Source organism: Avibacterium paragallinarum (genome assembly GCF_011765605.1).
Classification (GTDB): domain Bacteria; phylum Pseudomonadota; class Gammaproteobacteria; order Enterobacterales; family Pasteurellaceae; genus Avibacterium; species Avibacterium paragallinarum.
Genome location: NZ_CP050316.1, coordinates 988,049 through 1,011,738, shown reverse-complemented (window position 1 = coordinate 1,011,738; position 23,690 = coordinate 988,049). Strand labels below are relative to the sequence as shown.

The following is a 23,690-nucleotide window of genomic DNA, read 5'->3' as shown; positions in this document are numbered from 1 at the left end:
TTTCCTTTGTTTATGGTTGTCATATTTCCATTATAGTCGATCTCGGTTTCGGACTTCTCGCTTAATTCTTATAAAAATATTTTAATTTTTAATCATTTTTTTGATAAATGTCGCATTTTTTAACATTGAGAATTTATTTTATTTTTTGAAAGGTGTATCCTATGAGGCGTTTAATGACTTTTATCTGTCGCCCGCTTGATAAATTTAGGCGGATTCCTTTTAACTTACTTAAAGATAGGTTACTTATGTCTCAAAAATTAGTTTTAGTCCTAAACTGTGGTAGTTCTTCTCTTAAATTTTCTATCTTAGATGCCGTATCTGGTGAAGAAAAATTATCAGGTTTAGCCGAAGCCTTCCATTTACCTGATGCTCGCATTAAATGGAAATTACACGGTGAAAAAGGCAATGCGGATTTAGGTGCGGGAGCGGCACACAGTGAAGCCCTTGCATTCATTATTAATAATATTTTCCCATTAGATCCTTCACTCAAAGATAATATTGTTGCCATCGGTCATCGTATTGTTCACGGTGGTGAGAAATTCACTTCTTCTGTAATCATCAATGATGAAGTTATTCAAGGGATTAAAGACGCTATCCAATTTGCGCCATTGCACAATCCAGCACATATCATCGGTATTGAAGAAGCGTTCAAAATGTTCCCGCATTTAAAAGATAAAAATGTGGCAGTGTTTGATACCGCATTCCATACCACAATGCCTGAAGAAGCATTCCTTTACGCATTACCTTATTCGCTTTATAAAGAACACGGTGTTCGCCGCTACGGTGCACACGGGACAAGCCATTTCTATGTAAGCCAACAAGCGGCTGAGCGTTTAAACGTACCTGCGGATCAAGTGAATGTAATCACTTGCCATTTAGGTAATGGTGCGTCAGTTGCAGCAGTACGCCACGGCAAATGTATTGATACTTCAATGGGCTTAACACCATTAGAAGGTTTAGTGATGGGAACTCGCTCGGGGGATTTAGATCCCGCGATCATTTTCTACCTACACGATAACCTAGGTATGAGCGTTGAAGAAATTAACACCCTATTAACCAAAAAGTCTGGTTTATTAGGTTTAACAGAAGTAACCAGTGATTGCCGTTATGCGGAAGATAACTACGAAACCGAAGAACCTGCCAAACGTGCTTTAGATGTATTCTGCTACCGTTTAGCAAAATATATTGGTTCATATATGGCGGTTATCGGCGAACGTTTAGATGCCATTGTGTTCACTGGCGGTATCGGTGAAAACTCAGCTCTAGTTCGTGAACAAACCTTAAACCATTTAAAACTTTTCGGCTATCAAATTGATAACGAAAGAAATTTAGCAGCACGTTTCGGCAATGAAGGAATTATTACAACAGATAATTCACCTGTTGCAATGGTAATCCCAACTAACGAAGAATTGGTGATTGCCCAAGATACTGCAAAACTTTGCATCTAATTTTGCAATAAACAGACTGCCGAGTACTTCGGCAGTTTCTTTTTCATTCAGTTTTAACCTTAAGGTTTATTATGTCTCGTACGATTATTCTTATTCCTATCAGTGCTGGTGTAGGTTTAACCAGTGTTAGCCTTGGCTTAATTCGTGCCCTTGAAGAAAAAGGTGCCAAAATCGGTTTTATGAAGCCAATTTCACAGCCTAATACCGGTGAAGATAAGCTTGATCGTAGCACCTCAATTGTTCGCACTAGCACTTCTATTGAAACCGCTGAGCCATTTATGCTTAGCGTAGCTGAAAGTTTAATCGGGCAAAATCAATCTGATGTTTTATTAGAGAAAATTGTTGAAAATCACCAACAGTTGGCTAAAAACAATGAAATTATCATTGTTGAAGGTTTAATCCCAACACGTAAACATAGCTATGCCAACAGCATTAACTATGAAATTGCTCAGGCTTTAGATGCTGAGATTATTTTAGTTGCAGCTCCAGCCACCGAAACGCCTGCGGAATTAAAAGAACGTATAGAAGCAGCGGCTTCACAATTTGGTGGTAAAAATAACAAAAACTTACTGGGTGTTGTGATTAACAAATTCAATGCACCAATTGATGAAACAGGCCGTACTCGTCCAGATCTAAGCGAAATTTTTGATGCTTATCAGCACAGTCACAATAATGTATCAGAGGTTTACAAACTATTTGAACAAAGCCCTATTAAAATCTTAGCTTGCATTCCTTGGAGTGCTGAACTCATTGCTACTCGAGTAATTGATTTAGTCAATCATCTTGGTGCAGCAATTATTAATGAGGGTGAAATTCAATCTCGCCGTATTCGAGGCATCACTTTCTGTGCAAGAACATTACCAAATATGGTTGAGCATTTCCGCACTGGGAGCTTGCTAGTAACCTCGGCAGACCGACCTGATGTGCTTGTGGCTGCTGCCCTCGCTGCAAGTAATGGCATTGAGCTAGGTGGTTTACTTTTAACTGGTGGCTATAAAATTGATAACCAAATCAAAAAACTCTGCCAACCTGCTTTTGAAAACTCAGGCTTACCTATCTTCCGTATTGAAGGCAACACTTGGCAAACAGCATTAACCTTACAAAGCTTTAATCTTGAAGTGCCTGTAGATGATAAAGAGCGTATTGAGAATATCAAACAATACACTAGCCAACAATTTGACGCTGATTTCATTACTTCAATCGTTGCTGCCTCATCTCGCCAACGCCGTTTGTCGCCACCAGCGTTCCGCTTCCAATTAACTGAATTAGCACGACAAGCGAAAAAACGTATCGTCTTACCTGAGGGTGATGAGCCTCGTACCGTAAAAGCTGCCGCACTTTGTGCTGAACGTGGCATTGCAGAATGTGTGTTATTAGCTAACCCTGCAGATGTTCAACGTGTTGCTGAAGCTCAAGGCGTGAAATTAGGTGCTGGGATTACAATTATCGATCCAGCCAGCGTACGTGAAAATTATGTTGATCGTCTTGTCGAATTACGTAAAAACAAAGGAATGACGGAAGAAGCCGCTCGTGAACAATTAGAAGATACCGTGGTTCTTGGTACAATGATGCTCGAAGCAAACGAAGTTGATGGCTTAGTTTCAGGTGCAGTTCATACCACAGCCAATACTATTCGCCCACCAATGCAAATCATCAAAACGGCTCCAGGTAATTCTATTGTTTCTTCTATCTTCTTTATGTTATTGCCTGATCAAGTGCTGGTTTATGGCGATTGTGCGGTAAACCCAGATCCAACGGCAGAACAGCTTGCAGAAATCGCGATTCAATCTGCAGATTCTGCTAAAGCCTTTGGTATTGATCCAAAAGTGGCAATGATTTCCTACTCTACAGGTACATCAGGTAGCGGTGCAGATGTAGAAAAAGTGAAAGAAGCAACCCGACTCGCTCAAGAAAAACGCCCAGATCTGATTATTGACGGTCCATTACAATATGATGCGGCAATTATGGAAGATGTAGCACGTTCTAAAGCACCAAACTCGCCAGTTGCCGGTAAAGCAACGGTGTTTATCTTCCCAGATCTGAATACGGGTAACACCACTTATAAAGCGGTACAACGCTCGGCGGATCTCGTTTCGATTGGTCCTATGCTACAAGGTATGCGTAAACCAGTGAACGATCTTTCTCGCGGTGCATTAGTGGATGATATTGTGTACACCATTGCCTTAACCGCAATCCAAGCAACACAATAAAAACAGCGAAAAAATAGACCGCACTTTGAAATCTGCACAAATTGTGCAGATTTTTAAACTCAGACTAGTCACAAACCTATGATATTTGTCATAGGTTTGTTTTTTATCCCCCACTCATCAGAAATAAAAACACTCTCCTCTTAACCAAGGGGAGAGCGTTTTATCAACAATTTGATTATGCTAAAAACGCAATAAGATTATGCGTAATCAATCATAATAAATATTGTAAGTCATCTTGGCTGATATTGTTCCAGCTTTCGGCGTGCTATTTGGTAACTTACGATAATAAACCTCATAACGATGCTTAGGCTTTCGGTTAATAGTTAATGTCTCCTGATTAAATGAGTAAAAACCTGCCGCTTGATTTCCTGTTGGCTTATTAAAAAAATCACCGTTTGCTATTAAAGGCTGTCTATAAGTTAAATACTGTTTAGTCACTGAATCTTTTACGCTTAATACAGTCTGTGTAGCCATAGTTTCAGATGAATGTAATCGTCCAATCGCCCCAACACGCGGTAGCGTGCCTGTATTTGATGGAGAAAGTGCATCAGTAAAGAGAATATAAGCATTTTTTACACTTCCTCCGGGGCAATTAAGCCCAATATCAAAAGTATTACCTAGCACTTCGTCATTCTCATTAAGTTCTTTTACAGTCACATCCTTTAGTTTAATCGTTTGGTTATTATTTTCCAGTGTGCAAGTTCGGGCAAAACTAAAGGTTGCAGAATCCGCGGAGGTAATTTTTATTATAGAGAATGAATTATATTTATACTCCCTATTATCAGTTTTTTGATAATCCTCTACGGTATTACCTGATGTCGTTTTATCCACACATAACATCGTAATGATTGCCAAAGGCGTGTTTGCCGGAATAGAAATATCCGCTGGCGTTGTATTATAGAGAAAAGTATCTTTTAGCTTTAGTCTTAAATCAAATGTCAATGATTGTCCACGCTCAACAATAGCAAATTGATATGAGCTTGCATCATTAATTGTTACTAGACGATTATTTACTTCCAGTAACCTTCTTTCAAAATACTGACTACTTTTTTCTTGTGTATCAAAATATTTAATTTCTAACCAATATTTATCCACTGGATTCATTACACCAGCACGTTGCCTACAGTAGTTTCCCGCCATTATTTCACCTATATTCCAACGATAAACCACCTCATTATAACCAACACGATGATAATTAACGTTAAAATAACGTTCTTGCTTTGGTGGTACTGTCGATCCTCCAACATCTTTCCCTTCAAATATATAGGCAAAAGAAAATGATGGTTTAAACAAAATCACCAAAGCCATCATCGATATAAACCAATGAATTATTTTCCCTTTCATTTTTTCCCCTTTTAATAAAACTGGCATTGTACTGGCACAATAACAGGCATTGTGTTATCGCTCTCTGGTGGAAGTTGATAATTGATATGGCAACGTGTTTCGCCCCAAGAAAGTTTTAATTCACCACTTTCTGCAATGCCTCGAGTATAGATTGTGCCACCTTGTGCCACCACACCGACTGATTGATTATTTTGATCAAACACTTCTGTACCTAATGGTGGCAAATCTTTTTCATCATTAGTTAATTCAAAGAAGACAACCGCACCTTGCTCTGTTTCAAAATTCACTAATATTGCTTGATTGGCACGCGGAATTACCGATTGTTCTGTGGCTGATAGCTCAACCGTGCTTGGTAGCGAATTCCCATCCAGCCCTACATAGTTAATTGCGTAAGGTTCAATATAAGGCACAATACCGTTACCGAAGTGATCAATTTTATTACCTACCGAACCATTAATTAATGCCCCTTTTGCACCTTTGGCGTGAATAATTGCAAAACTATCGCCTAAATCATTGGATAATGTAATGCCTTTTGGATGAGCCACAACAGCACCAGATGCACCGAATGATATTTGCTGACTGCCTTTATTATCACGGCTCCAAGAAGCACTAAGGCGTGCTTGTGGGCTTGAGTAGTTATTGTTAAAGGAAATATTGCTGTTATCTTTCTGTTTGCTCACTGCAATATTGTAGTTATATTTGCCTTGTTCGCCCAATGACCCATATAACGAAGTTGAGGCGTAATAGCCATTTTCTTTATTATAATTAAGCGTTTGTGAAATATAAGCACTATTAACGCTATTACCTAACGGCAAGGATAATGACAGATAAACTCTTCTATCATTGTTGCCATCACTTGTTTTCCCTTGTGAAAAAGAAAAACTGTAACTGAGTCTTTTATAGCTATTACCATAACCAATTTGGTATTCATTGCGTTTCTCATTGCTATCCCAATAGGTATAGGTGCTACCATTAACATAAACACTTCCCCAATTGTCTTTAAACACTTGGCTGACTGTTACTTGAAATTGATTCTTTGGACGATAATAATATGACGACATATCAATCTCTTGTCTATCAACAAAATCACGATTGTTCGCCAATATCGTATCTTGCAAACTGTAATATTTACGGGATAAATAGCGATATGCTGCCAATGTTACATTTGTATTGGTTGGTTCAATATGGGTGTTATAACTGAAATGAAGGTTATATCCCTTATATTTTTGTTGCGAATCCAAAAGTTTAGCCGTTGAGAATGTTGCATTTCCAGAAAATGCCCCAATAGGCGTATTGACTGCGACACCAATTAATTCTGAATGGTAATTTTTAGCTAAGATTGCACCAAGGTTAAATGTGATATTATTGCTTAATCCATATTGCCAAGTTGCTTGTGCAACATTATCTAAAATTTCATTATTATAACGATAACGCCCCGCACTTAATTGATAACGACTATAACCTGGGCGGATTAATTGTGCAGTAGCAGTATATGGCACTGTAAATGTGCGTTTCTCACCATTCGCTTCTAACACTTCCACCTCAAGATCACCACCATAACCGGTTGGGAATAGGTCATCAATGGAGAAAGCTCCCGCAGGTACAGAAACTTCTCGTAATAGATTACCGCTTTGTCGAACGCTAACAATCGCATTAGTATTGGCAACGCCTCGTATAACTGGTGCATAGTAACGTTCAGAAGCTGCAAGCATTCTATCATCGGATTCTAACTGCACCCCTCGAATTGCGATACTGTCCATTAATCTGCCATTGGTATAAAAATCTCCAATGGTAAATTGACCGCGTAGCAGAGGAACATCGTGTTTAGCATAGGTTGCAATTCGCTGATAGCTCTGTTTTTGTTGATCAGTCCAAGTCTGAGAACCACGATGACGCAATGCCCAACCAAATAAATTAACACCTGCATCAATGCCCAAATAGGTCTGTTGAGCGTTTATATCTGAATATTTATAACGATAATGTGTTGCATCATAACGCACAAAAGCAACGGGAGTGCCATCTTGCCATTGTGCTGGTGAAATATAGCCCTGTGGACGTTGGGTAATTAGAGCCTGTGCGATATTCACATCTAATCGTAATTGCCCTATATCAAAGCTCGCTGTGGCTTCAGGGACGAGTTCAGAGAAAAACTGACAATTTGCCTTCGTTGCTTTAGGCTTATCTGTCAACGCTTCATTTTTTAAATCTAACAACGTAAGTAATGTTTCTGTCGCACATAGTGCGGTACGTTTTTGATTAGGTACATCAGCATATTGAATATTAATACGCCCAAGTAAATTTTCATTCAAATAAACATCTACAGTATATTCACCTGCTGGCACTGCGTTATCATAACTAAAACGTTGAACATCAACATTTTTTCTACTCTCACTGCCAAACAAAAAATCAGAATCGAACTCCACATATTCATTAGCATAAACATAACTAAACCAACTATTTAACAAAATTAATGATAAATAGCTTAGTTTGAATTTTGTTGGTTTGCTGAAAAATTTAGGTTTTATCATATTTATTATTAATATTGCATAGCACTAGTGCCACTTGGCGTTGCACCATAATCGTTAATAACAGTCCAAGTTACGGTGGTTGCTTTAGCTGGAATCGGTTTATTTAATTGAAAAGTGGCTTGTGAAAACGGTGCTATCATATTCGCACTCAGGGTTTCTGCTGTGCCAATTTTCACTTCTGGATAAGTGATGTAATAAGGAGTTGGATTGTCCACAAACAATTGTTTACCCTGCCCACGCCATTTTACTTGTGAATAGGCATCACTCGGCGAAATTGTTAATTCCACTGGGCGGAAAAAAAGTTTGATACGGCTACGCAAAGAAATTTGTAAATAATTTTGATTTTGGTCTTTTGGCTTTGGTGGAATATCTAATACATTTAAATAGAAAATAGATTCACGGTCCTTAGGCAGTGAGGCACCTGTATAGGTAATACGCAGTGTTTGCCCTTTATTTCCATCAATGCGAGAAATCGGCGGTGTAATCACAAAGGGCGTTTTAATTGTTTCTGGTGAAGCTTTCGGATCACCATTATCAATCCAAGCCTGAACTAAAGAAGGATTAGTTCCCGCATTCGTAAGTTGTACACTTACATTCTTCTGATTAGAAGGATAAATCACACGGGTGCCTGTGATAATCACATTGGCTGAAACAGACATTGCCATAAACGCAATAATGATGGTGAAAAAAAATTTCAACATAAGCCCCCCAATAAAACACACAAAAAAGTAAGTAATAAAAAACAATAAGATAATTAAAAAATCGGGCAGGAAATCTGCCCGATAAATAAAAAAGATTATTCGTATGCGATGGTATAATTCACGGTAGATTTCACTTCACCAGCACCAGCTACATCAGTTGCATAATAACGTGCTTTATATTGAAGTTTCGCTTTCCCATTCGGAGAATTTCCAGTAATTGCAACTTTATCTTTATCTTGTGTATATTGATCATATGCTTGAGTAATATCAATCACAGTATCATCTTTATGAAGCAACTGAACAACCACATTTTGAGCAGCATCACCTGGAAAACCACCTGGTTTATTTAGTAGTTTACCATCAGCCGTCACTTTGTCAGCATCATTTGAAAAATAGACAGCTGCTTTACTTGCAAGCTTACTACTTGCTGAAGAACATTCGCTTAGATCAATAGTAAATAATGTAGTACCTGCAGTTTTTCCTGTTGAAGCTAATGCTTTTGTAGAAACTGGTGGTAATTTTACAGTAAGATCACCACTATCTTGCCCATTAATTTTACAAGTCGTATCTAGTACCTTACCTGTAATAGTAATAGTTCCTGAGTTTGTTTGGTCGGCAAATGCTGTTTGAGCAACCCCCAATCCAGCGGCAATTAAAGTTGTTAAAACCAATTTTTTCATTTTTTCAATACTCCTTAAGGATTAAGTAAATTCGCTCGGAGTATACAAAATTTCGGGGGGGGCAAGCATATTTTACAAAAAATATCAATTTATATCGTAAAAATATAAAAAAATAGCATTTTATTGTTAGTTTGCATTTTATTCTCCCCCTAAAAAACAGCAAAAATGAAAAAAGAACCTTTTGCAAAGGCTATTATCAACCTCTTTTTCCTCTTTTAAGAATGTAAAGGATACACTTCATTGGCACAATAAAAAGAGAAAATTTTCTCGACTAGACGCAAAATCGAGAGGACAATCAATTTTGTAGATGAAGAGAAGTTTGGGAAATCGATTAACGCTTGTTATTTCAAATGCCTATTTCAGAGATAACGGTTATTTCATATTCAGCGATTTTATATAACCCCCCTATTACATTAAAGGTCTAACACTTTGTGCTAGACCTATATCTGTCCTCTAAAGCCCATTTAAATAGATTTTTACATAGACTTTTTACTTCTTCAACGCCACAAAAATTATTCAGCCTTTGCTTGCGGGGTCATATCTTGTTCAAATTTTACGGCTTTATCGAACAAATTCACACCGCCTTTCACCCCAAAATCAAGAGTGGTTACGTTATAGGCAATGCTGATATTTTCTTGCTCGAAGCGTTTTTTCAATGCCATTATGGCTTGGCTTTTAGCTTCTAAATAGTCTTCATAAGTAATGAAATCTACCCAGAAACGCACGATGAAATCATAGGTGGAGCTACCAATATCGGTGAAATAAAAGTTGATGTCATTTTTATCAATCACAAAATCCCATTCTTGCATTAATGCCAACGTGGTTTGACGCACTTTTTCTAAATCGTCGCCATAAGAAACCCCTGTGGATAAAATCACGCGACGTTTTTTCAATTTTGAATAGTTGAAAAATTCAGCACTATCAATCAATTGGTTAGGAATCAACGCGGTTTCGCCCTCGATGGTTTCCAGCTCGACGGTTACTAAGCCGATGTTCACCACTTTTCCGATAGAATTATTAATATTTACCCAGTCGCCGATGTCGAAAGGCTGTTCGGATTTAATCAACAAGCCAGAAAAAGCGTTTGACGCAATGTCTTTAAAGGCAAACCCTGCGATAATTCCCACAATCCCTGCTCCAGCAAGTAAGTGAGTGAGAAATGAGACTAAATGCAACACTTGCAAGGCTAAAATCACACCACAAAACCAAATGAGAATTTTCACGCTAATTTCGATGCCCTTTGCCGCACGGCGGTTGGCAGGGAACAGACGGCTGTAAATGCGTAACGCCGTTTTACTCAAAATTTTGGCGAGAAAATAAAATAAAACAAGTAAAATAATAGCTGACACAATGTTAGGAATGAAGCCAATGAGCCAATCTTTCCATTGCGTAAGGGTGTGGGTAACTAAATCGAATGAATTGTTTTCTGTCATAAAATTTCCTATTAATCAAAAGAAAAGCCATCGAAAAAATGGCTCTTTTTACACCGCACTTTTGGCTTAGCGTTTGCGTGCTAACAACCACCAAGTGATGAGAATAAATAATCCGCTTGGCATTAATGCCCCTGCGATCGGTGGCACATTATAAACTAAACTGAGTGGTCCGAAAATCTCATTAACCACATAAAAAAGAAAACCGAAGCAAATACCTGTGAGCATTCTTGCCCCCATTGTTACGCTACGCAATGGCCCAAAAATAAAGGATAACGCCAACAACATCATCACGCCCACAGAAATAGGTTGAAATAGTTTCCGCCAATAAGTCAGTTCAAAGCGTTTTGCGTCTTGCCCCGTTTCTTTCATAAACGCAATGTATTCCGCCAGCCCTGAAATGGATAAGGAAGTCGGGCGGAGAGAAACGATACCTAATTTATCGGGCGTGAGCGTCGTTTGCCAGGTTTCATACAGATAGTTAGTCGTATCAATTTTATCCGTGCCAATTTGAGATTTATTGACTTGATTTAATTGCCAATTCCCGTCCCTAAATTCCGCTTGATTGGCGTGGCTTACTTGGGTTAATTGGCGATTATCATTGAAGTGGTAAATATAGATGTCGTTCAGTTTGACGTTATCGATAATCTGTCTGACATAAATAAAATCATTGCCTTCTTTCGCCCAAACCCCATTTTTCACTGAAAGCATTTCACCGCCTGAAATCGCACGGGTTCGCATATCGCGGGCAAATTGTTCCGTTTGCGGAATGCCCCATTCGCCGATCGCCATTGTGATAATCACGAGCGGAATTGCGGTTTTCATCACCGCAAGCCCGATTTTTAAACGCGAAAAGCCCGAAGCCTGCATTACCACCAATTCACTACGGCTGGCTAAATTTCCTAACGCAATCAACGCCCCCAATAATGCTGCCATTGGGAAAAAGGTTTCAATATCTTTAGGAATGGTGAGAAGCGTAAACAGCCCTGCTTGCAACACATCATATGTTCCCTTTCCTAGGCTACGAAACTGTTCAACAAATTTAATAATCGCCGAAAGCCCCACCAATGTAAGCAACACAGCAAAAATCGCCCCCAAAATGGATTTGCCAATATAACGGTCTAAGGTATTCATCATTATTTTTGTTCCTAACTTTTCTTCCTAGCGACGTTTTTTGAACAACGCATAACGCACTTTATACATCACGGCACTGTTCCAGCTATTGAGCAAAATGCCTAACACAAAAAAGCCTATATTCACCAAAGGAAGCCATAGGCTGGCATCTAATTTCCCCGCAGCCCCTGCGGATTTCAACGAGCTTTGCAATAAAAAATAAATCAAATAGAGCAACAAAGCGGGCAGAATATTCGCAAAACGCCCCTGACGTGGATTAACACGGCTCATCGGCACAGCAATTAATGCCATTAACGGCACGGCTAAAACAAGGGTAATCCGCCAATGTAGTTCCGCTTTTCCCGCAGGCGTTGTATTTGCTAAAAGTTGCTGGAAAGATAAGGTTTCCGCATCATCTTCATCATTGGCTGTCGCTTTATAACCGAGATAGGCTTGATAGCGTTCAAAATCCGTAATGCGGAAATCAGGCAATACCGCACTGCCCTCTACGCGTTGGCTACGATTCAGATTTAACACTTGATCGCCACTCGGCAACGCGGTAATTTCCCCTGAGTCTGCCACAATCACAGAGGGCTTTTGGTTTTTCTTATTTTGCATTTGGAAAACATACACGCCCTCGATGGTGTTATTTTGGACTTTATCAATAAATAACACTTGATCCTTGCTACTTGCTGAGATAAATTGCCCTGCGGCTAACGCCCCCACTGTAGGATTGGCTTTGGCTTCTTTGACAATTTGGCTTTGTTTTTGCAATGCCCAAGGGGAAAGTTCCAGCACGTTATAAGCTGCAAAGCTGGCTGTAACCAATGAAAGCAATAACGCCACTTTCACCAATAATCCCTGCCCTACGCCACAAGCCCGCATTACTGTGATTTCGCTCTCCGCATACAACCGCCCAAAGGTGAGCAACAGAGCAATAAACAAACAGAGTGGTAACATTAATTGTGCCATTGCGGGCATCCCTAATCCCAATAACGAAAGCACTAAATCAGCGGGAACATTACCGTTTGCTGCCGATCCCAGCACTCGAACAAGTTGTTGGCAGAAAAAGATGAGAAGTAAAATGAAAAGAATCGCAGTTTGGCTTTTTAATACTTCTTTGGTTAAATATCTCGTTAAAATCACAGCATTGCCTATCTTGTTTTCACTTGCAATTTTTATCAAAGTCATTTCAAATGGAATGGCGTATAATACCGTATTTTTAACACGATGGCAGTAAATTAGTGAGGAACAAATGAAATATACTGTAAAAAGCACCGCACTTTCTGCGGGAACAGGAAATGGGATCGTCGGCGTTTTTGAAGAAGGTAAACTCTCCCCCACCGCACAAACGCTGGATCAATTAAGCAACGGGGCAATTAGCCAACTGATCGCTTCAGGCGATATGAAGGGCAAGCAAGGCGAAGTGATCACCTTGCATTTACCGAATGCCAATTTCGCACGTCTTTTTGTCGTGGGCTGTGGAAAGCAAGGAGAATTAACCGCTCGCCAATATAAACAGCTGATCAAAACCGCCTTTCAAGCCGTCAAAGCCACCAATGCCGAACAAGTGCATAACTTCTTAACTGAAGTAACCCTTGCCGATCGCGATCTGTATTGGAATGTGCGTTTTGCCATTGAAAGCCTAGAAGAAAGCCTTTACCAATTCGATCAATTCAAAAGCAAAAAAGCAGATAGCACAACCGCACTGCAAGAAGTGGTTTTTGTCGTGAATGACGCTCAGAAAACCCAAGCCGAAAATGCCGTAAAACAAGGGCAAGCGGTAGCATTAGGGGTTCGCCTCGCTAAAGATGTGGCAAACTGCCCGCCGAATGTGTGCAACCCTGCCTATTTAGCGGAGAAAGCGAAAAAACTCGAACAAAAATCACCGCACTTACGCACCACCATCATCGGCGAAAAAGAAATGGCAGAATTGGGAATGAACGCCTATCTCGCCGTTTCGCAAGGCAGCCACAACGAAGCTCAGCTTTCCATTATGGAATACCGCAATCACCCAGACCCGAATGCGAAGCCCATCGTTCTCGTAGGGAAAGGCTTGACCTTTGACGCGGGCGGCATTTCCCTAAAACCAGCCGACAGTATGGACGAAATGAAATACGATATGGGCGGAGCGGCTTCCGTTTACGGCGTGATGAATGCCTTAGCTGAATTGGAATTGCCATTAAATGTGATCGGCGTACTCGCGGGCTGCGAAAACTTGCCTGACGGCAATGCTTACCGTCCAGGTGATATTCTCACCACAATGTCAGGCTTAACCGTTGAAGTGCTGAACACCGATGCGGAAGGCCGTTTGGTGCTGTGCGACACCCTCACCTATGTGGAACGTTTTGACCCCGCATTAGTGATCGATGTAGCCACCCTCACAGGGGCGTGCGTGGTGGCACTAGGGCAACATAACAGCGGGCTAATGTCGCCAAATGATGCCTTAGCCAACCAATTATTATCCGCCGCCGAGCAAAGTGCTGATAAAGCGTGGCGTTTGCCATTAAGTGAAGAGTACCAAGAGCAATTAAAATCGCCATTTGCCGATCTCGCTAACATCGGCGGACGCTGGGGCGGTGCGATTACTGCAGGTGAATTTTTATCCAACTTCACCAAAAACTACACTTGGGCACACCTAGACATCGCTGGCACGGCTTGGCTTCAAGGAGCAAATAAAGGGGCAACAGGACGACCTGTAAACCTCCTCACCCAATTCTTACTCAATCAAGTCAAATAATCTCGATAATAAAGAATTTATATCACTATCAAAGGTCTAGCTTAAAACTAGACCTTTAATAAAAATAGCTTAACCAAATTTAGAACATATACGTCAAACGCAAATTAAATGAACGCGGATTACCGGGCATTGAATCAGAACGCCAATAAGTTTTATTAAATAAATTTGATACCGCAAAGGTGATATTAACAGGATTAAGATTATCCCCCACCATCGCATCAACCCGCGTAAAACTTGGTAGAATTGTCTGTTGGTTACCATTAAAATAATAACGTTTTCCTAAATGGGTTACTCCTGTTTCTAAATAGAGTTTTTCTGTTGGCACATAACGCACAAACAGGTTACTCGTGAAATTCCCCGTATTATTTAAAGTGCGGTCATTTTTCGTGGAAAATTTAATCTCATAAATAAGAACTCCTTTCATTACCAACTAATGCCAGATATTTTATGGATAATTTCATCACGCCAGCAAACAATAATTATTTTCATTTATATAATAGAGAAAATTTCTATATAATCCCCGCATCTTTAACCTCCAACCAACATACAAATGAGCAAAGCAACAGCAAAATGGATGCGGATTTTGCATCGCTATTTCGGATTTCTACTTCTTGTTATTATGGCTATTTATGCTTTTACTGGCATTGTCCTCATCTATCGAGATACCACGATCTTCAAACACTCAGTTTATATTGAAAAAACCATTGCCCCGCAATTAAATACGGAGCAGCTAAAACAAAAGTTACGGATTAAAAATTTAACGATTATCGATGAAAAAAATGATGTGATGTATTTTGAGCAAGGTGAATATCACCTCAAAACTGGTGAAGCAAAATATTATTCAATGGAATATCCCACTTGGTTAGCCGAACTTAACCGCTTACATTTGGAAAATTCACAATACAAATATTCGTGGTTAAGCACGCTATTTGGCGTGGTACTGTTTTTCTTTTGCGTTAGTTCCCTATGGTTCATTCCTGGCTCAAGAAAAATGCTAAAACGCAGTCTCTATTTTATTTTGGCTGGTGCAATAATGGCGGCTATTGTCATTTTGACAGATTAAAGAAAAATGAAAGTGCGGTACAAAATAAGGCGATTTTTCACCTTATTTTTCTTCTGATTGAATTTCTTTAGAAAAAGCTTGTAATCCTTGAGCATTCCCCAACTTCATCATAGCTTGCATAGCTTGAGTTGGGGTGTGGATCAACTTGTTCATTAATTTGTAGCTTAATTCTTGCAAAATTTGCTCCGCACTTTCCCCTTGCTGTAAGGCACTCAAGGCTTTTTCAAGCATTTCTTGGCGGGTTTGTTCCGCCTCTTCGCGATAACGGCGAATTAAATCGGAAAACTGGTGAATTTTAAGCCATTCAAAAAAGGCCTGATTTTCTTCGTCAATAATCTGTTCTGCTTCAGCGGAAGCCTGTTCCCGCTGGGTGAGATTACGCTGAATGATATTTTGCAAATCATCAACGGTGTAATGATAAACACTTTCCACTTCGCCTGCACTTTCTTCTACATCACGCGGTACGGCAATATCAACAATTAGCATTGGATTATAGCAACGCTTTTTCTGTGCGTGCTGCACCATTGCCTGGCTGATTAAGGTGTTTGGGCTGCCTGTTGAGCTGATCACAATATCCGCTTGATTTAAGCCCTCTTGAATCTCATTTAGCCCTATCACACGAATTTTCTGTGCCGATCCCAATTTTTCTACAAGTTGTTCAGCACGAGCAAGTGTACGATTGGCAATGGTTAAGCTTTTCACGCCGTGACGTAATAAATGACGTGCTACCAATTCAATGGTTTCTCCAGCCCCAACTAACAAAATATTAAGCTGGCGTAGGCTATCAAAAATTTGGCGAGCCAAAGTACAAGCCGTATAAGCCACAGAGATCGCATTTTCACCAATACGGGTTTCTGTTCGCACCCGTTTCGCCGTAGAAAAAGTTTTTTGGAATAAGCGAGAAAGCTGGCCTGAAATCGCCCCTTGATGTTGCTGATAATAATCTTCACTTAGCTGATAAGCTTGCTTCACTTGCCCTAAAATTTGTGGCTCACCCAATACAAGAGAATCCAATCCGCACGCGACACGCATTAAATGTTGCGTAGCGAACTGATTTTGTTTGACGTAAAGGCTGTGATTGAGTTCTTCTTTGTCGATGTGATGCATTTCGCTCAGCCAATCAATACATTGGCGTTGCCATTGGGCATCATCTTGTGGAGAAATGGCTTTATTATGAAAATACACTTCCGTGCGGTTGCAGGTGGACAAAATCACCGCACTGTCTGCCAAAGCAGATTGCTCAATTTGTTGCAATGCCTGCTGACGCTTTTCATCAGAAAACGCCACTTTTTCACGCAATGACACAGAAGCGGTTTTATGGTTAATGCCTAAAACAAGAATTGTCATAAATTAATTGAAATTTGACCGCACTTTCGGTCAAGCCCCCACAAAATAAAAAGAAAGAAAATAAAAACTTGCTCATTCTAAGCAATTATTTCCCCTTGAGCAAATCGGATTGCCCTTTCCTAGCAAAAAGCAAAACTTTTGTTTAATTTAACCCTGATCTTTCAATTTTCGCCATTGGGTAAATTGGGTTAAATTTTCCGCCTGTAAAAAAGGATTAATCCGTTTTTCTAATGCTAAGGTAGTGGGCAAACTCGGTTGATTCTGTTGGCGTAATGTTGCAATTTTTCTCGTATAATCGGTTAGAAAGTCAGACGAGCCTAACAGGTTCTCAGCAAATTTTAAATTGCTTAAGGTATATTCGTGCGCAGGGCAAACAATGGTGCTATCAGGCAAGGCTTTGAGCCGTTGGAGCGAATCAAACATTTGTGCGTAATTCCCTGTAAACACGCGTCCGCAACCGCCCGAAAATAAAGTATCACCACAAAATAAATGACCGTCCACCACAAAACTCACGTGATTTTCCGTGTGACCGCCCGAGGGCAGCACTTGGATTTGATAATGCGTGGTGTGAATTTCCCCTTCATTAATAATTTGCGTTGTGCCCAAGTCTGCGGTTTCTTGTGGGCCAAAAACTGGGACATTAGGATAATGCTGTTTAAATTCTGCCAAGCCGCCAACGTGATCTTGATGCTTATGAGTAAGCAGCACCGCTTCCACTTCAAGCTGATGTTGCTGTAAATAAGCAAGCAAAGGCGCGCTTTCTGCGATGTCGATCACAATTACAGGTAAATTTTCTCGTGCATACAGCCAAATATAGTTATCATCAAGGGCTGGAATGGGAACTAACATATTGATCCTTATTAAAAATGAAGTGGAATATTCTCGGCAATCCTAAAATGGACGCCCCGTTAAGTTGGCAACAACTGCCACAAGGTGAGCGTTATTGTAGCCTAATTGGGCAATATTTAACAAAGCACTTTGCACGGCAGGCTGGGGATTATTGTTTAAAATTGGGTTCGTTAAGTGGTGAGATAGCTTATTACCCTTGCGATCACCAAATTATTGTGAGCGAAAAAATTCCGCAAAATTTGACCGCACTTTCACAATGTCCACACATTGATTTAGTACAAGCACAGGCCACTGCACTGCCTTTTGTCGATGAATGTTTCTCCGCCTGCTTACTCACACACGGCTTACATTTCACCGCTGATCCGCACCAAGTGTTACGCGAAGTTACCCGTACACTCAACCAAGAAGGGATCTTATTTCTTTCGTTATTTAATCCACTTAGCCTATTTTCCTTTAAACAACATTTGCCTTTTGGCACAAATAAATTACCGTTTAAACCTTATTTTGCCAGTCGGATTGTGGATTGGCTGAGCCTGCTCAATTTCGATCTGCTCGATCAGCAATGTTTATCCTTGCAAGGAAAACCCCATTATTTTGGCGAAATGATGATCATTGTGGCACAAAAACGCACGTTGCCAATGACCTTAAATCCCCAAACATCGCCCTTTTCCCCTGTTCTCAATCCTGCTACGGCTTTTCGCCAAGCCGCCAAAGCGGAAAGGCTCATCAAAGACACGCCATTGAAATAACGAACTGGTTTTGCTTTTTAGCACGATTTCCCCTTGCTGAATAGGCGAAACTTGCCTATTATGCACGGCTCAAAACAAGTGGTATTTCCCCATTGGAGAATATGAAATGACAGAACAAACCTTTATTCCCGGCAAAGATGCCGCCCTTGAAGACAGCATTGCAAAATTTCAGCAAAAATTGACCGCACTTGGCTTTGATATTGAAGAAGCCTCGTGGCTTAATCCCGTGCCGAATGTTTGGTCTGTGCATATTCGTGATAAAGATTGCCCGCAATGCTTCACTAACGGTAAAGGGGCGAGCAAAAAAGCCGCGCTGGCTTCTGCCTTAGGGGAATATTTTGAACGCCTTTCCACGAACTATTTCTTTGCCGACTATTACCTTGGGCAAGCACTTGCCAATGCACCTTTTGTACATTATCCCAATGAAAAATGGTTTGAAATTGAAGATGAAACCGAACTGCCCGAAGGCATTTTAGATGAGCATTTATTGGCTTATTATGATCCCAATGGCGAATTAACGCCGGATTTATTGATCGATCTCCAATCGGGCAATGCAGAACGTGGCATTGTGGCAATGCCTTATGTGCGTCAATCGGATAACCAAAGGGTGTATATTCCACAAAGCATTATCGCTAATCTTTATGTTTCCAATGGAATGTCTGCAGGCAACAGCTTGTTTGAAGCGCGTGTGCAAGGACTTTCAGAAGTGTTTGAGCGTTATGTGAAAAACAAAATCATTGCAGAGGCCATTAGCTTGCCGCTTATTCCGCAAGATGTAATGCAGCGCTACCCTGCGGTGCAAAAAGCCATTGCCACCCTTGAGCAAGAAGGCTTTCCAATTCTCGCTTACGATGCGTCCTTAGGGGGAAAATATCCTGTAATCTGTGTGGTGTTGCTCAATCCACAAAATGGCACTTGCTTTGCCTCTTTCGGCGCGCACCCTAATTTTGGCGTGGCATTGGAACGTACGGTAACCGAATTATTACAAGGCCGTAGTCTGAAAGATCTTGATGTGTTCACACCGCCCTCTTTCAATAATGATGATGTGGCGGAACACGCCAATTTGGAAACGCATTTTATTGATTCAAGCGGTTTAATATCTTGGGATTTATTCAAACAAGAGAGCGATTATCCTTTTGTTGACTGGGATTTTTCTGGCACAACGGAGCAAGAATATCAAAATCTGATGGCGATTTTCCAAGCTCTCAATCAAGAAGTCTATATTATGGATTATCAGCATCTCGGCGTTTACGCTTGCCGCATTATTGTGCCGGGAATGTCGGATATTTACCCTGCGGACGATTTAATTTACGCCAATAATAATATGGGAATGGATTGGCGTGAAATTTTGCTTGATTTACCACACTTCCATCACGATCAAGACACTTATCAAGAATTGCTTGATGAGCTTGACGAACAAGGCATTGATGATGCCACTCGTGTACGCGAATTTATTGGTATCGTGCCACCACCAAAATCGGGCTGGACAACCTTACGCATTGGTGAACTCAAAGCAATGCTCTATCTTGCTACACAAGATTTAGAAAATGCCTTAGATTGGGCAAACTGGACGCTAAATATGAATCAATCCGTGTTTACCCCAGAGCGTGCGAATTATTACCGCTGTTTAGTAAACAGCCTAGAATTATTCCTTGATGAAAACCGCGATCCCGCTCAATATCGTGCGGTATTTGAGAAAATGTATGGCAAAAGTGCGGTGGAATTTGCTTGGAATGCCATTCAAGGTGGCAATCCGTTCTATGATTTATTGGCTGATGATGAGCATTTACAACAATTCCACGCACATCAAAAATTACTCAACGCCTATCATAAATTGCAAAAAGCCAAAGCAGACTACTGGCAAAGTGCGGTTTAAGATAAAATAGAAAATAAGGCGTGCAACCGCCGCCTTACTTATCCAATGTATTTTTTTGTGATCTGTGCCAAAGAAATAAATTGAGATTAAGGTTATGATACCAAAGGTTCTTTTCTTACCATAAGGAGTTTTTTATGCAAAATTGGACACCCGAAATGTGGCAACCTGCCCTAATTGGTTTAGTAGTAGGTTTTGTCCTCGCTTATTTATTATTACGCTTTACTAAGGATTCAGTGAAAAAACAAGTGAAAACGGAAGCTGAATTACAAAAAGTAAAATCCGAATTGGATCAACAAAAACAACATTTGGAAAAACATTTTTCTGAAAGTGCAGATTTATTGAAAACCCTCGCGCAGGATTATCAAAAACTGTATCAACATTTAGCGACCTCTTCTGTTCAGCTATTACCTCAATTAGAAAATAAATCGTTATTTGAGAACCAACTCGAACAAAAAAAACCAGAAGAAACTACCACAGAAGCCGGAAACAGCTCTGAAGAAAATGCCCCAAGAGATTATTCTGAAGGATCTTCAGGTATCTTAAAAGCCGAAAAATAGTCCTTAATGATTTCCTAACCCTTTGAAAAACGGTGAGTTTTAAAACAACTCGCCGTTTTTATTGTCCGCTAATTTCAAGAATATATAAAACCCATTAAACGAATCAGATTTTTAGTGTAAAATACGAGCCATTCTCAATTAAAAAGATGTAAGGATAATTCTATGGCATACACCACTTTCTCACAAACCAAAAACGATCAGCTCAAAGAACCAATGTTCTTCGGGCAAAATGTCAACGTTGCACGTTACGATCAACAAAAATACGAAACCTTTGAAAAACTAATAGAAAAGCAACTTTCTTTCTTCTGGCGTCCCGAAGAAGTGGACGTGTCGCAAGATCGCATTGACTATGCCGCCCTACCCGAACACGAAAAACATATTTTTATCAGTAACTTAAAGTATCAAACTCTGCTTGATTCCATTCAAGGTCGTAGCCCAAATGTGGCGCTATTGCCATTGGTTTCTATTCCTGAACTGGAAACGTGGATCGAAACTTGGACATTCTCTGAAACCATTCACAGCCGCTCATATACGCATATTATTCGTAATATCGTCAATGATCCGTCTATCGTTTTTGATGATATCGTAACTAACGAAGAAATCATCAAACGCGCAAAAGACATCTCCGCCTATTATGATGATTTAATCCGCGACAGCCAGCTTTATAGCCTTTATGGTGAAGGCACTTACACCGTGGATGGCAAAGAATGTGTCGTCACCCTGCGCAATCTAAAAAAACAACTTTACCTCTGCTTAATGAGCGTAAACGCCTTAGAAGCCATTCGTTTTTATGTTTCCTTTGCTTGCTCTTTCGCCTTTGCGGAACGGAAACTAATGGAAGGCAACGCCAAAATCATCAAATTTATCGCCCGCGATGAAGCACTACACTTAACGGGAACACAGCACATTCTAAACATTATGGCAGCAGGGCAAGATGATCCTGAAATGGCTGAAATTGCCGAAGAATGTAAGCAAGAAGCCTATGAACTTTTCCTAGCTGCCGCGGAACAAGAGAAAGAATGGGCTGATTATTTATTTAAAGATGGTTCAATGATTGGCTTAAATAAAGATATTTTGGTGCAATATGTAGAATACATCACCAATATCCGTATGCAAGCAGTCGGCTTACCATTGCCATTTGAAGCACGCTCAAACCCAATCCCTTGGATCAACGCGTGGTTGGTGTCGGACAATGTACAAGTCGCCCCGCAAGAAGTAGAAGTGAGTTCTTACCTCGTTGGGCAAATTGACGCCAAAGTGGATACCAATGATTTTGGTGATTTTGATCTGTAAGAATTTGCCTAAAATCAGGGGCTAATCTAGTAGCCCCTTTTTATTGCATAATTTCAGTGAGTAACTCTTTAGAAATAGGCACTAATCCCAACTCAAATCCAAAGGGTTTGAATACTTGATTTATGGTTTCAACGCTGTAATTTCCTTTGTCATTTTCTATATTAGAAAGGGTTTGACGTGAAACCTTAACCACCTTCATATATTGTTGCTGATTAACGCCAAGCATTTCTATGCGTAATTTACGCAGTGCCTGTCCTTGCGTCATTTTACCTAATAACAACGCTTTGATAATTCTATTTCTAACATTATTACGTTCAGTTGTAGAAATCGTTGCACCAACTTTAGACGCATTTTTTCTTGTTATCATTACACAAGCCCCCATGCTTTTAGTTTTTCTGGCAAATAATCAAATCCAATGGAGGGATGATCTAAAATAGCTTGTGGCACACCGCGTTGTGCTAAGCGTGATTTTAAATCCACTAACCTTATTGCGAGTTGTTGTAGTTCTGTAAGCAACAAACTCGGTTCAATAAGGTCAGACAATGACTCTGCAATTAAATCAAATCGATATTCACCTGCAAATTCTTGTGGCAAACTCCCTTTTCGATTCCACGTTGTTGAACGGATAATCCCCTCAGGATCAGCACGCATTGGTGCAAAATCATAAATTGGTGCAAGCCAGATTTTTTGTTCATCTCGCAAAAAAGCCATATTTCTACCGTGATTATCACTATTCCCAAAGGCAATATTCAGTAAATCTCGTTTAACCCACTCAAGGACAAAATGTTGCTGATCAAATTCCAAATTTGAAGCAGAAATTATTTTTATTAATTGACGAATTGTCACTTCGTGTTCTAATGTTCCACCTTGTTTTTGTAACATTGAATAAACAGACTCTAAAGCCAAACGGTTGTATTTTCCCTCTTTCTTTGTAATATCGAAACGTGGCAACCAAAGCGATGGATAACGCTCGCCTTCTTCAAGGCACATATGGTGAATATCGATAGTATCAAAACCTAATTCAGCTACTTCTTGATAATAATGAAATTCCGCACGCAAAATATCACAATCAATGGGTGAATAACGTCCACGAGGATATTTTACTAAATAACTAATATCTTGATCTTTTCCATCTTGCAGATTATCAATCCAAACTTTACCATTATGACGTTTTAATAATAGTTTAGGTGCTTCACCGCCAGCACCTGTTGCACCGCCCACCATAGCACCGCTTTGATTAGCATATTCAAGAAAATCACTTTGGCGATCTTTGACTTTTTCAATATCAAAATAACGTACTTCTGTTTTTTGAGGCGTCGCTTCCTTTATACGTAAATTTCCCACTGGTGAAATCGCACCATATTTCAATAATCGGTAATTTTGTTCAGATTCAGGTAAATGCTTAATATCTAAACTTTCAATCCAATAACGACGACTTGCTCCAGCTGGGGCAATATCACCAATGCAAGACCACAATGTTTTTCGATTTTCAATAAAAATATGGACAGGGTAATTAATTGAAACTGCACGAGAGCCTTCTTGCCCGAAATACTGCGTAATATAATCGGGAAAATAAACAAGATTGGATAGTTGATAGGTTTCCTTTTCAAAATGAAGCTCAGCCATATCCCGCCATTCTTGATCAATATAAGTCTGAAGTGTTAATTTTTCCATTTGCGTGATATATCAAACAAATTTTAGTTAAACAGTTATTATTTGAATGATATACCAATCAAAAGCAATTTAGCAAATAAATCAGACA

General features: G+C 40.0%; 20 protein-coding genes. 8 read left to right on the top strand and 12 right to left on the bottom strand.

The features are described 5' to 3' along the window. Positions 1 to 245 precede the first annotated feature (245 nt). Together HBL79_RS04910 and pta are read left to right on the top strand one after the other, a co-directional pair. Positions 246 to 1,448 carry an acetate kinase gene (locus HBL79_RS04910; protein ID WP_046097391.1) on the top strand — a complete coding sequence of 401 codons (1,203 nt, stop codon included), beginning with the start codon at positions 246 to 248 and terminating at the stop codon, positions 1,446 to 1,448. Positions 1,449 to 1,519: 71 nt separating this feature from the next. Next, complete coding sequence (gene pta, locus HBL79_RS04905; protein ID WP_035684828.1) at positions 1,520 to 3,658, top strand: phosphate acetyltransferase; 2,139 nt, start codon at positions 1,520 to 1,522, stop codon at positions 3,656 to 3,658. A 207-nt stretch (positions 3,659 to 3,865) separates the two neighbouring features. Here the strand turns inward: pta and HBL79_RS04900 are convergent, their stop codons facing one another. The 7 genes from HBL79_RS04900 to lptF form a co-directional block, all read right to left on the bottom strand. After that, positions 3,866 to 5,029 carry a fimbrial protein gene (locus HBL79_RS04900; RefSeq protein ID WP_244300931.1) on the bottom strand — a complete coding sequence of 388 codons (1,164 nt, stop codon included), beginning with the start codon at positions 5,027 to 5,029 and terminating at the stop codon, positions 3,866 to 3,868. Further along, a complete protein-coding gene (locus tag HBL79_RS04895) occupies positions 5,014 to 7,530 on the bottom strand; it encodes a fimbria/pilus outer membrane usher protein (RefSeq protein WP_035684832.1) in 2,517 nt (838 codons plus the stop codon). Before HBL79_RS04895 ends, HBL79_RS04900 begins: the two co-directional genes overlap by 16 nt. Before the next feature lie 8 nt (positions 7,531 to 7,538). Further along, complete coding sequence (locus tag HBL79_RS04890; protein ID WP_035684835.1) at positions 7,539 to 8,231, bottom strand: fimbria/pilus periplasmic chaperone; 693 nt, start codon at positions 8,229 to 8,231, stop codon at positions 7,539 to 7,541. 95 nt (positions 8,232 to 8,326) lie between these two features. Next, the gene (locus tag HBL79_RS04885) at positions 8,327 to 8,911 is read right to left on the bottom strand and encodes a fimbrial protein (protein ID WP_035684837.1); all 585 of its coding nucleotides are present in this window, start codon (positions 8,909 to 8,911) and stop codon (positions 8,327 to 8,329) included. A gap of 512 nt (positions 8,912 to 9,423) precedes the next feature. Beyond that, on the bottom strand, positions 9,424 to 10,344 hold the full coding sequence (locus HBL79_RS04880) for a mechanosensitive ion channel family protein (RefSeq protein WP_051128060.1): 921 nt from the start codon (positions 10,342 to 10,344) through the stop codon (positions 9,424 to 9,426). A 66-nt stretch (positions 10,345 to 10,410) separates the two neighbouring features. Continuing rightward, on the bottom strand, positions 10,411 to 11,478 hold the full coding sequence (gene lptG / locus HBL79_RS04875; protein WP_035684839.1) for an LPS export ABC transporter permease LptG: 1,068 nt from the start codon (positions 11,476 to 11,478) through the stop codon (positions 10,411 to 10,413). Positions 11,479 to 11,502: 24 nt separating this feature from the next. After that, positions 11,503 to 12,600 carry an LPS export ABC transporter permease LptF gene (lptF, locus tag HBL79_RS04870; protein WP_206537112.1) on the bottom strand — a complete coding sequence of 366 codons (1,098 nt, stop codon included), beginning with the start codon at positions 12,598 to 12,600 and terminating at the stop codon, positions 11,503 to 11,505. 109 nt (positions 12,601 to 12,709) lie between these two features. On the opposite strand from lptF, the gene HBL79_RS04865 reads away from it, so the two are divergent. Next, the gene (locus tag HBL79_RS04865; protein ID WP_035684840.1) at positions 12,710 to 14,194 is read left to right on the top strand and encodes a leucyl aminopeptidase; all 1,485 of its coding nucleotides are present in this window, start codon (positions 12,710 to 12,712) and stop codon (positions 14,192 to 14,194) included. A gap of 79 nt (positions 14,195 to 14,273) precedes the next feature. Here the strand turns inward: HBL79_RS04865 and HBL79_RS04860 are convergent, their stop codons facing one another. Beyond that, positions 14,274 to 14,618 (bottom strand): TonB-dependent receptor, encoded by a 345-nt coding sequence (locus HBL79_RS04860; protein WP_046097390.1) that lies wholly within the window; start codon positions 14,616 to 14,618, stop codon positions 14,274 to 14,276. Between the two features lie 126 nt (positions 14,619 to 14,744). Here HBL79_RS04860 and HBL79_RS04855 point away from each other — a divergent pair, with 126 nt between their 5' ends. After that, entirely contained in the window at positions 14,745 to 15,257 is a 513-nt protein-coding gene (locus HBL79_RS04855; protein WP_035684842.1) for a PepSY domain-containing protein, read from the top strand. A 42-nt stretch (positions 15,258 to 15,299) separates the two neighbouring features. Here HBL79_RS04855 and hemA read toward each other — a convergent pair whose 3' ends face one another. Continuing rightward, positions 15,300 to 16,604 (bottom strand): glutamyl-tRNA reductase, encoded by a 1,305-nt coding sequence (gene hemA, locus HBL79_RS04850; RefSeq protein ID WP_035684844.1) that lies wholly within the window; start codon positions 16,602 to 16,604, stop codon positions 15,300 to 15,302. 147 nt (positions 16,605 to 16,751) lie between these two features. Then, the gene (gene gloB / locus HBL79_RS04845; RefSeq protein ID WP_046097389.1) at positions 16,752 to 17,453 is read right to left on the bottom strand and encodes a hydroxyacylglutathione hydrolase; all 702 of its coding nucleotides are present in this window, start codon (positions 17,451 to 17,453) and stop codon (positions 16,752 to 16,754) included. A gap of 17 nt (positions 17,454 to 17,470) precedes the next feature. On the opposite strand from gloB, the gene HBL79_RS04840 reads away from it, so the two are divergent. The 4 genes from HBL79_RS04840 (at position 17,471) to nrdB (ending at position 21,928) form a co-directional block, all read left to right on the top strand. Further along, the gene (locus tag HBL79_RS04840) at positions 17,471 to 18,202 is read left to right on the top strand and encodes a class I SAM-dependent methyltransferase (RefSeq protein WP_035684848.1); all 732 of its coding nucleotides are present in this window, start codon (positions 17,471 to 17,473) and stop codon (positions 18,200 to 18,202) included. Between the two features lie 106 nt (positions 18,203 to 18,308). After that, a complete protein-coding gene (ycaO, locus tag HBL79_RS04835) occupies positions 18,309 to 20,078 on the top strand; it encodes a 30S ribosomal protein S12 methylthiotransferase accessory factor YcaO (protein ID WP_035684851.1) in 1,770 nt (589 codons plus the stop codon). Between the two features lie 134 nt (positions 20,079 to 20,212). Continuing rightward, on the top strand, positions 20,213 to 20,635 hold the full coding sequence (locus HBL79_RS04830) for a Z-ring associated ZapG family protein (RefSeq protein WP_035684853.1): 423 nt from the start codon (positions 20,213 to 20,215) through the stop codon (positions 20,633 to 20,635). A 162-nt stretch (positions 20,636 to 20,797) separates the two neighbouring features. Beyond that, complete coding sequence (nrdB, locus tag HBL79_RS04825; protein ID WP_035684855.1) at positions 20,798 to 21,928, top strand: class Ia ribonucleoside-diphosphate reductase subunit beta; 1,131 nt, start codon at positions 20,798 to 20,800, stop codon at positions 21,926 to 21,928. Between the two features lie 40 nt (positions 21,929 to 21,968). Here the strand turns inward: nrdB and HBL79_RS04820 are convergent, their stop codons facing one another. Both HBL79_RS04820 and HBL79_RS04815 read right to left on the bottom strand, forming a co-directional pair. Then, the gene (locus HBL79_RS04820) at positions 21,969 to 22,295 is read right to left on the bottom strand and encodes a helix-turn-helix transcriptional regulator (protein ID WP_081637498.1); all 327 of its coding nucleotides are present in this window, start codon (positions 22,293 to 22,295) and stop codon (positions 21,969 to 21,971) included. Further along, the gene (locus tag HBL79_RS04815) at positions 22,295 to 23,602 is read right to left on the bottom strand and encodes a type II toxin-antitoxin system HipA family toxin (RefSeq protein WP_035684858.1); all 1,308 of its coding nucleotides are present in this window, start codon (positions 23,600 to 23,602) and stop codon (positions 22,295 to 22,297) included. The genes HBL79_RS04820 and HBL79_RS04815 overlap by 1 nt, the downstream gene beginning before the upstream one ends. Between the last annotated feature and the right edge of the window lie 88 nt (positions 23,603 to 23,690).

What these genes read in the sequence shown, in the direction of transcription:
- HBL79_RS04910 (WP_046097391.1), top strand. Translation starts at nt 246, where the DNA reads ATGTCTCAAAAATTAGTTTTAGTCCTAAACTGTGGTAGTTCTTCTCTT.
- pta (WP_035684828.1), top strand. Translation starts at nt 1,520, where the DNA reads ATGTCTCGTACGATTATTCTTATTCCTATCAGTGCTGGTGTAGGTTTA.
- HBL79_RS04900 (WP_244300931.1), bottom strand. Translation starts at nt 5,029, where the DNA reads ATGCCAGTTTTATTAAAAGGGGAAAAAATGAAAGGGAAAATAATTCAT.
- HBL79_RS04895 (WP_035684832.1), bottom strand. Translation starts at nt 7,530, where the DNA reads ATGATAAAACCTAAATTTTTCAGCAAACCAACAAAATTCAAACTAAGC.
- HBL79_RS04890 (WP_035684835.1), bottom strand. Translation starts at nt 8,231, where the DNA reads ATGTTGAAATTTTTTTTCACCATCATTATTGCGTTTATGGCAATGTCT.
- HBL79_RS04885 (WP_035684837.1), bottom strand. Translation starts at nt 8,911, where the DNA reads ATGAAAAAATTGGTTTTAACAACTTTAATTGCCGCTGGATTGGGGGTT.
- HBL79_RS04880 (WP_051128060.1), bottom strand. Translation starts at nt 10,344, where the DNA reads ATGACAGAAAACAATTCATTCGATTTAGTTACCCACACCCTTACGCAA.
- lptG (WP_035684839.1), bottom strand. Translation starts at nt 11,478, where the DNA reads ATGATGAATACCTTAGACCGTTATATTGGCAAATCCATTTTGGGGGCG.
- HBL79_RS04865 (WP_035684840.1), top strand. Translation starts at nt 12,710, where the DNA reads ATGAAATATACTGTAAAAAGCACCGCACTTTCTGCGGGAACAGGAAAT.
- HBL79_RS04860 (WP_046097390.1), bottom strand. Translation starts at nt 14,618, where the DNA reads ATGAAAGGAGTTCTTATTTATGAGATTAAATTTTCCACGAAAAATGAC.
- HBL79_RS04855 (WP_035684842.1), top strand. Translation starts at nt 14,745, where the DNA reads ATGAGCAAAGCAACAGCAAAATGGATGCGGATTTTGCATCGCTATTTC.
- hemA (WP_035684844.1), bottom strand. Translation starts at nt 16,604, where the DNA reads ATGACAATTCTTGTTTTAGGCATTAACCATAAAACCGCTTCTGTGTCA.
- gloB (WP_046097389.1), bottom strand. Translation starts at nt 17,453, where the DNA reads ATGTTAGTTCCCATTCCAGCCCTTGATGATAACTATATTTGGCTGTAT.
- HBL79_RS04840 (WP_035684848.1), top strand. Translation starts at nt 17,471, where the DNA reads ATGAAGTGGAATATTCTCGGCAATCCTAAAATGGACGCCCCGTTAAGT.
- ycaO (WP_035684851.1), top strand. Translation starts at nt 18,309, where the DNA reads ATGACAGAACAAACCTTTATTCCCGGCAAAGATGCCGCCCTTGAAGAC.
- HBL79_RS04830 (WP_035684853.1), top strand. Translation starts at nt 20,213, where the DNA reads ATGCAAAATTGGACACCCGAAATGTGGCAACCTGCCCTAATTGGTTTA.
- nrdB (WP_035684855.1), top strand. Translation starts at nt 20,798, where the DNA reads ATGGCATACACCACTTTCTCACAAACCAAAAACGATCAGCTCAAAGAA.
- HBL79_RS04820 (WP_081637498.1), bottom strand. Translation starts at nt 22,295, where the DNA reads ATGATAACAAGAAAAAATGCGTCTAAAGTTGGTGCAACGATTTCTACA.
- HBL79_RS04815 (WP_035684858.1), bottom strand. Translation starts at nt 23,602, where the DNA reads ATGGAAAAATTAACACTTCAGACTTATATTGATCAAGAATGGCGGGAT.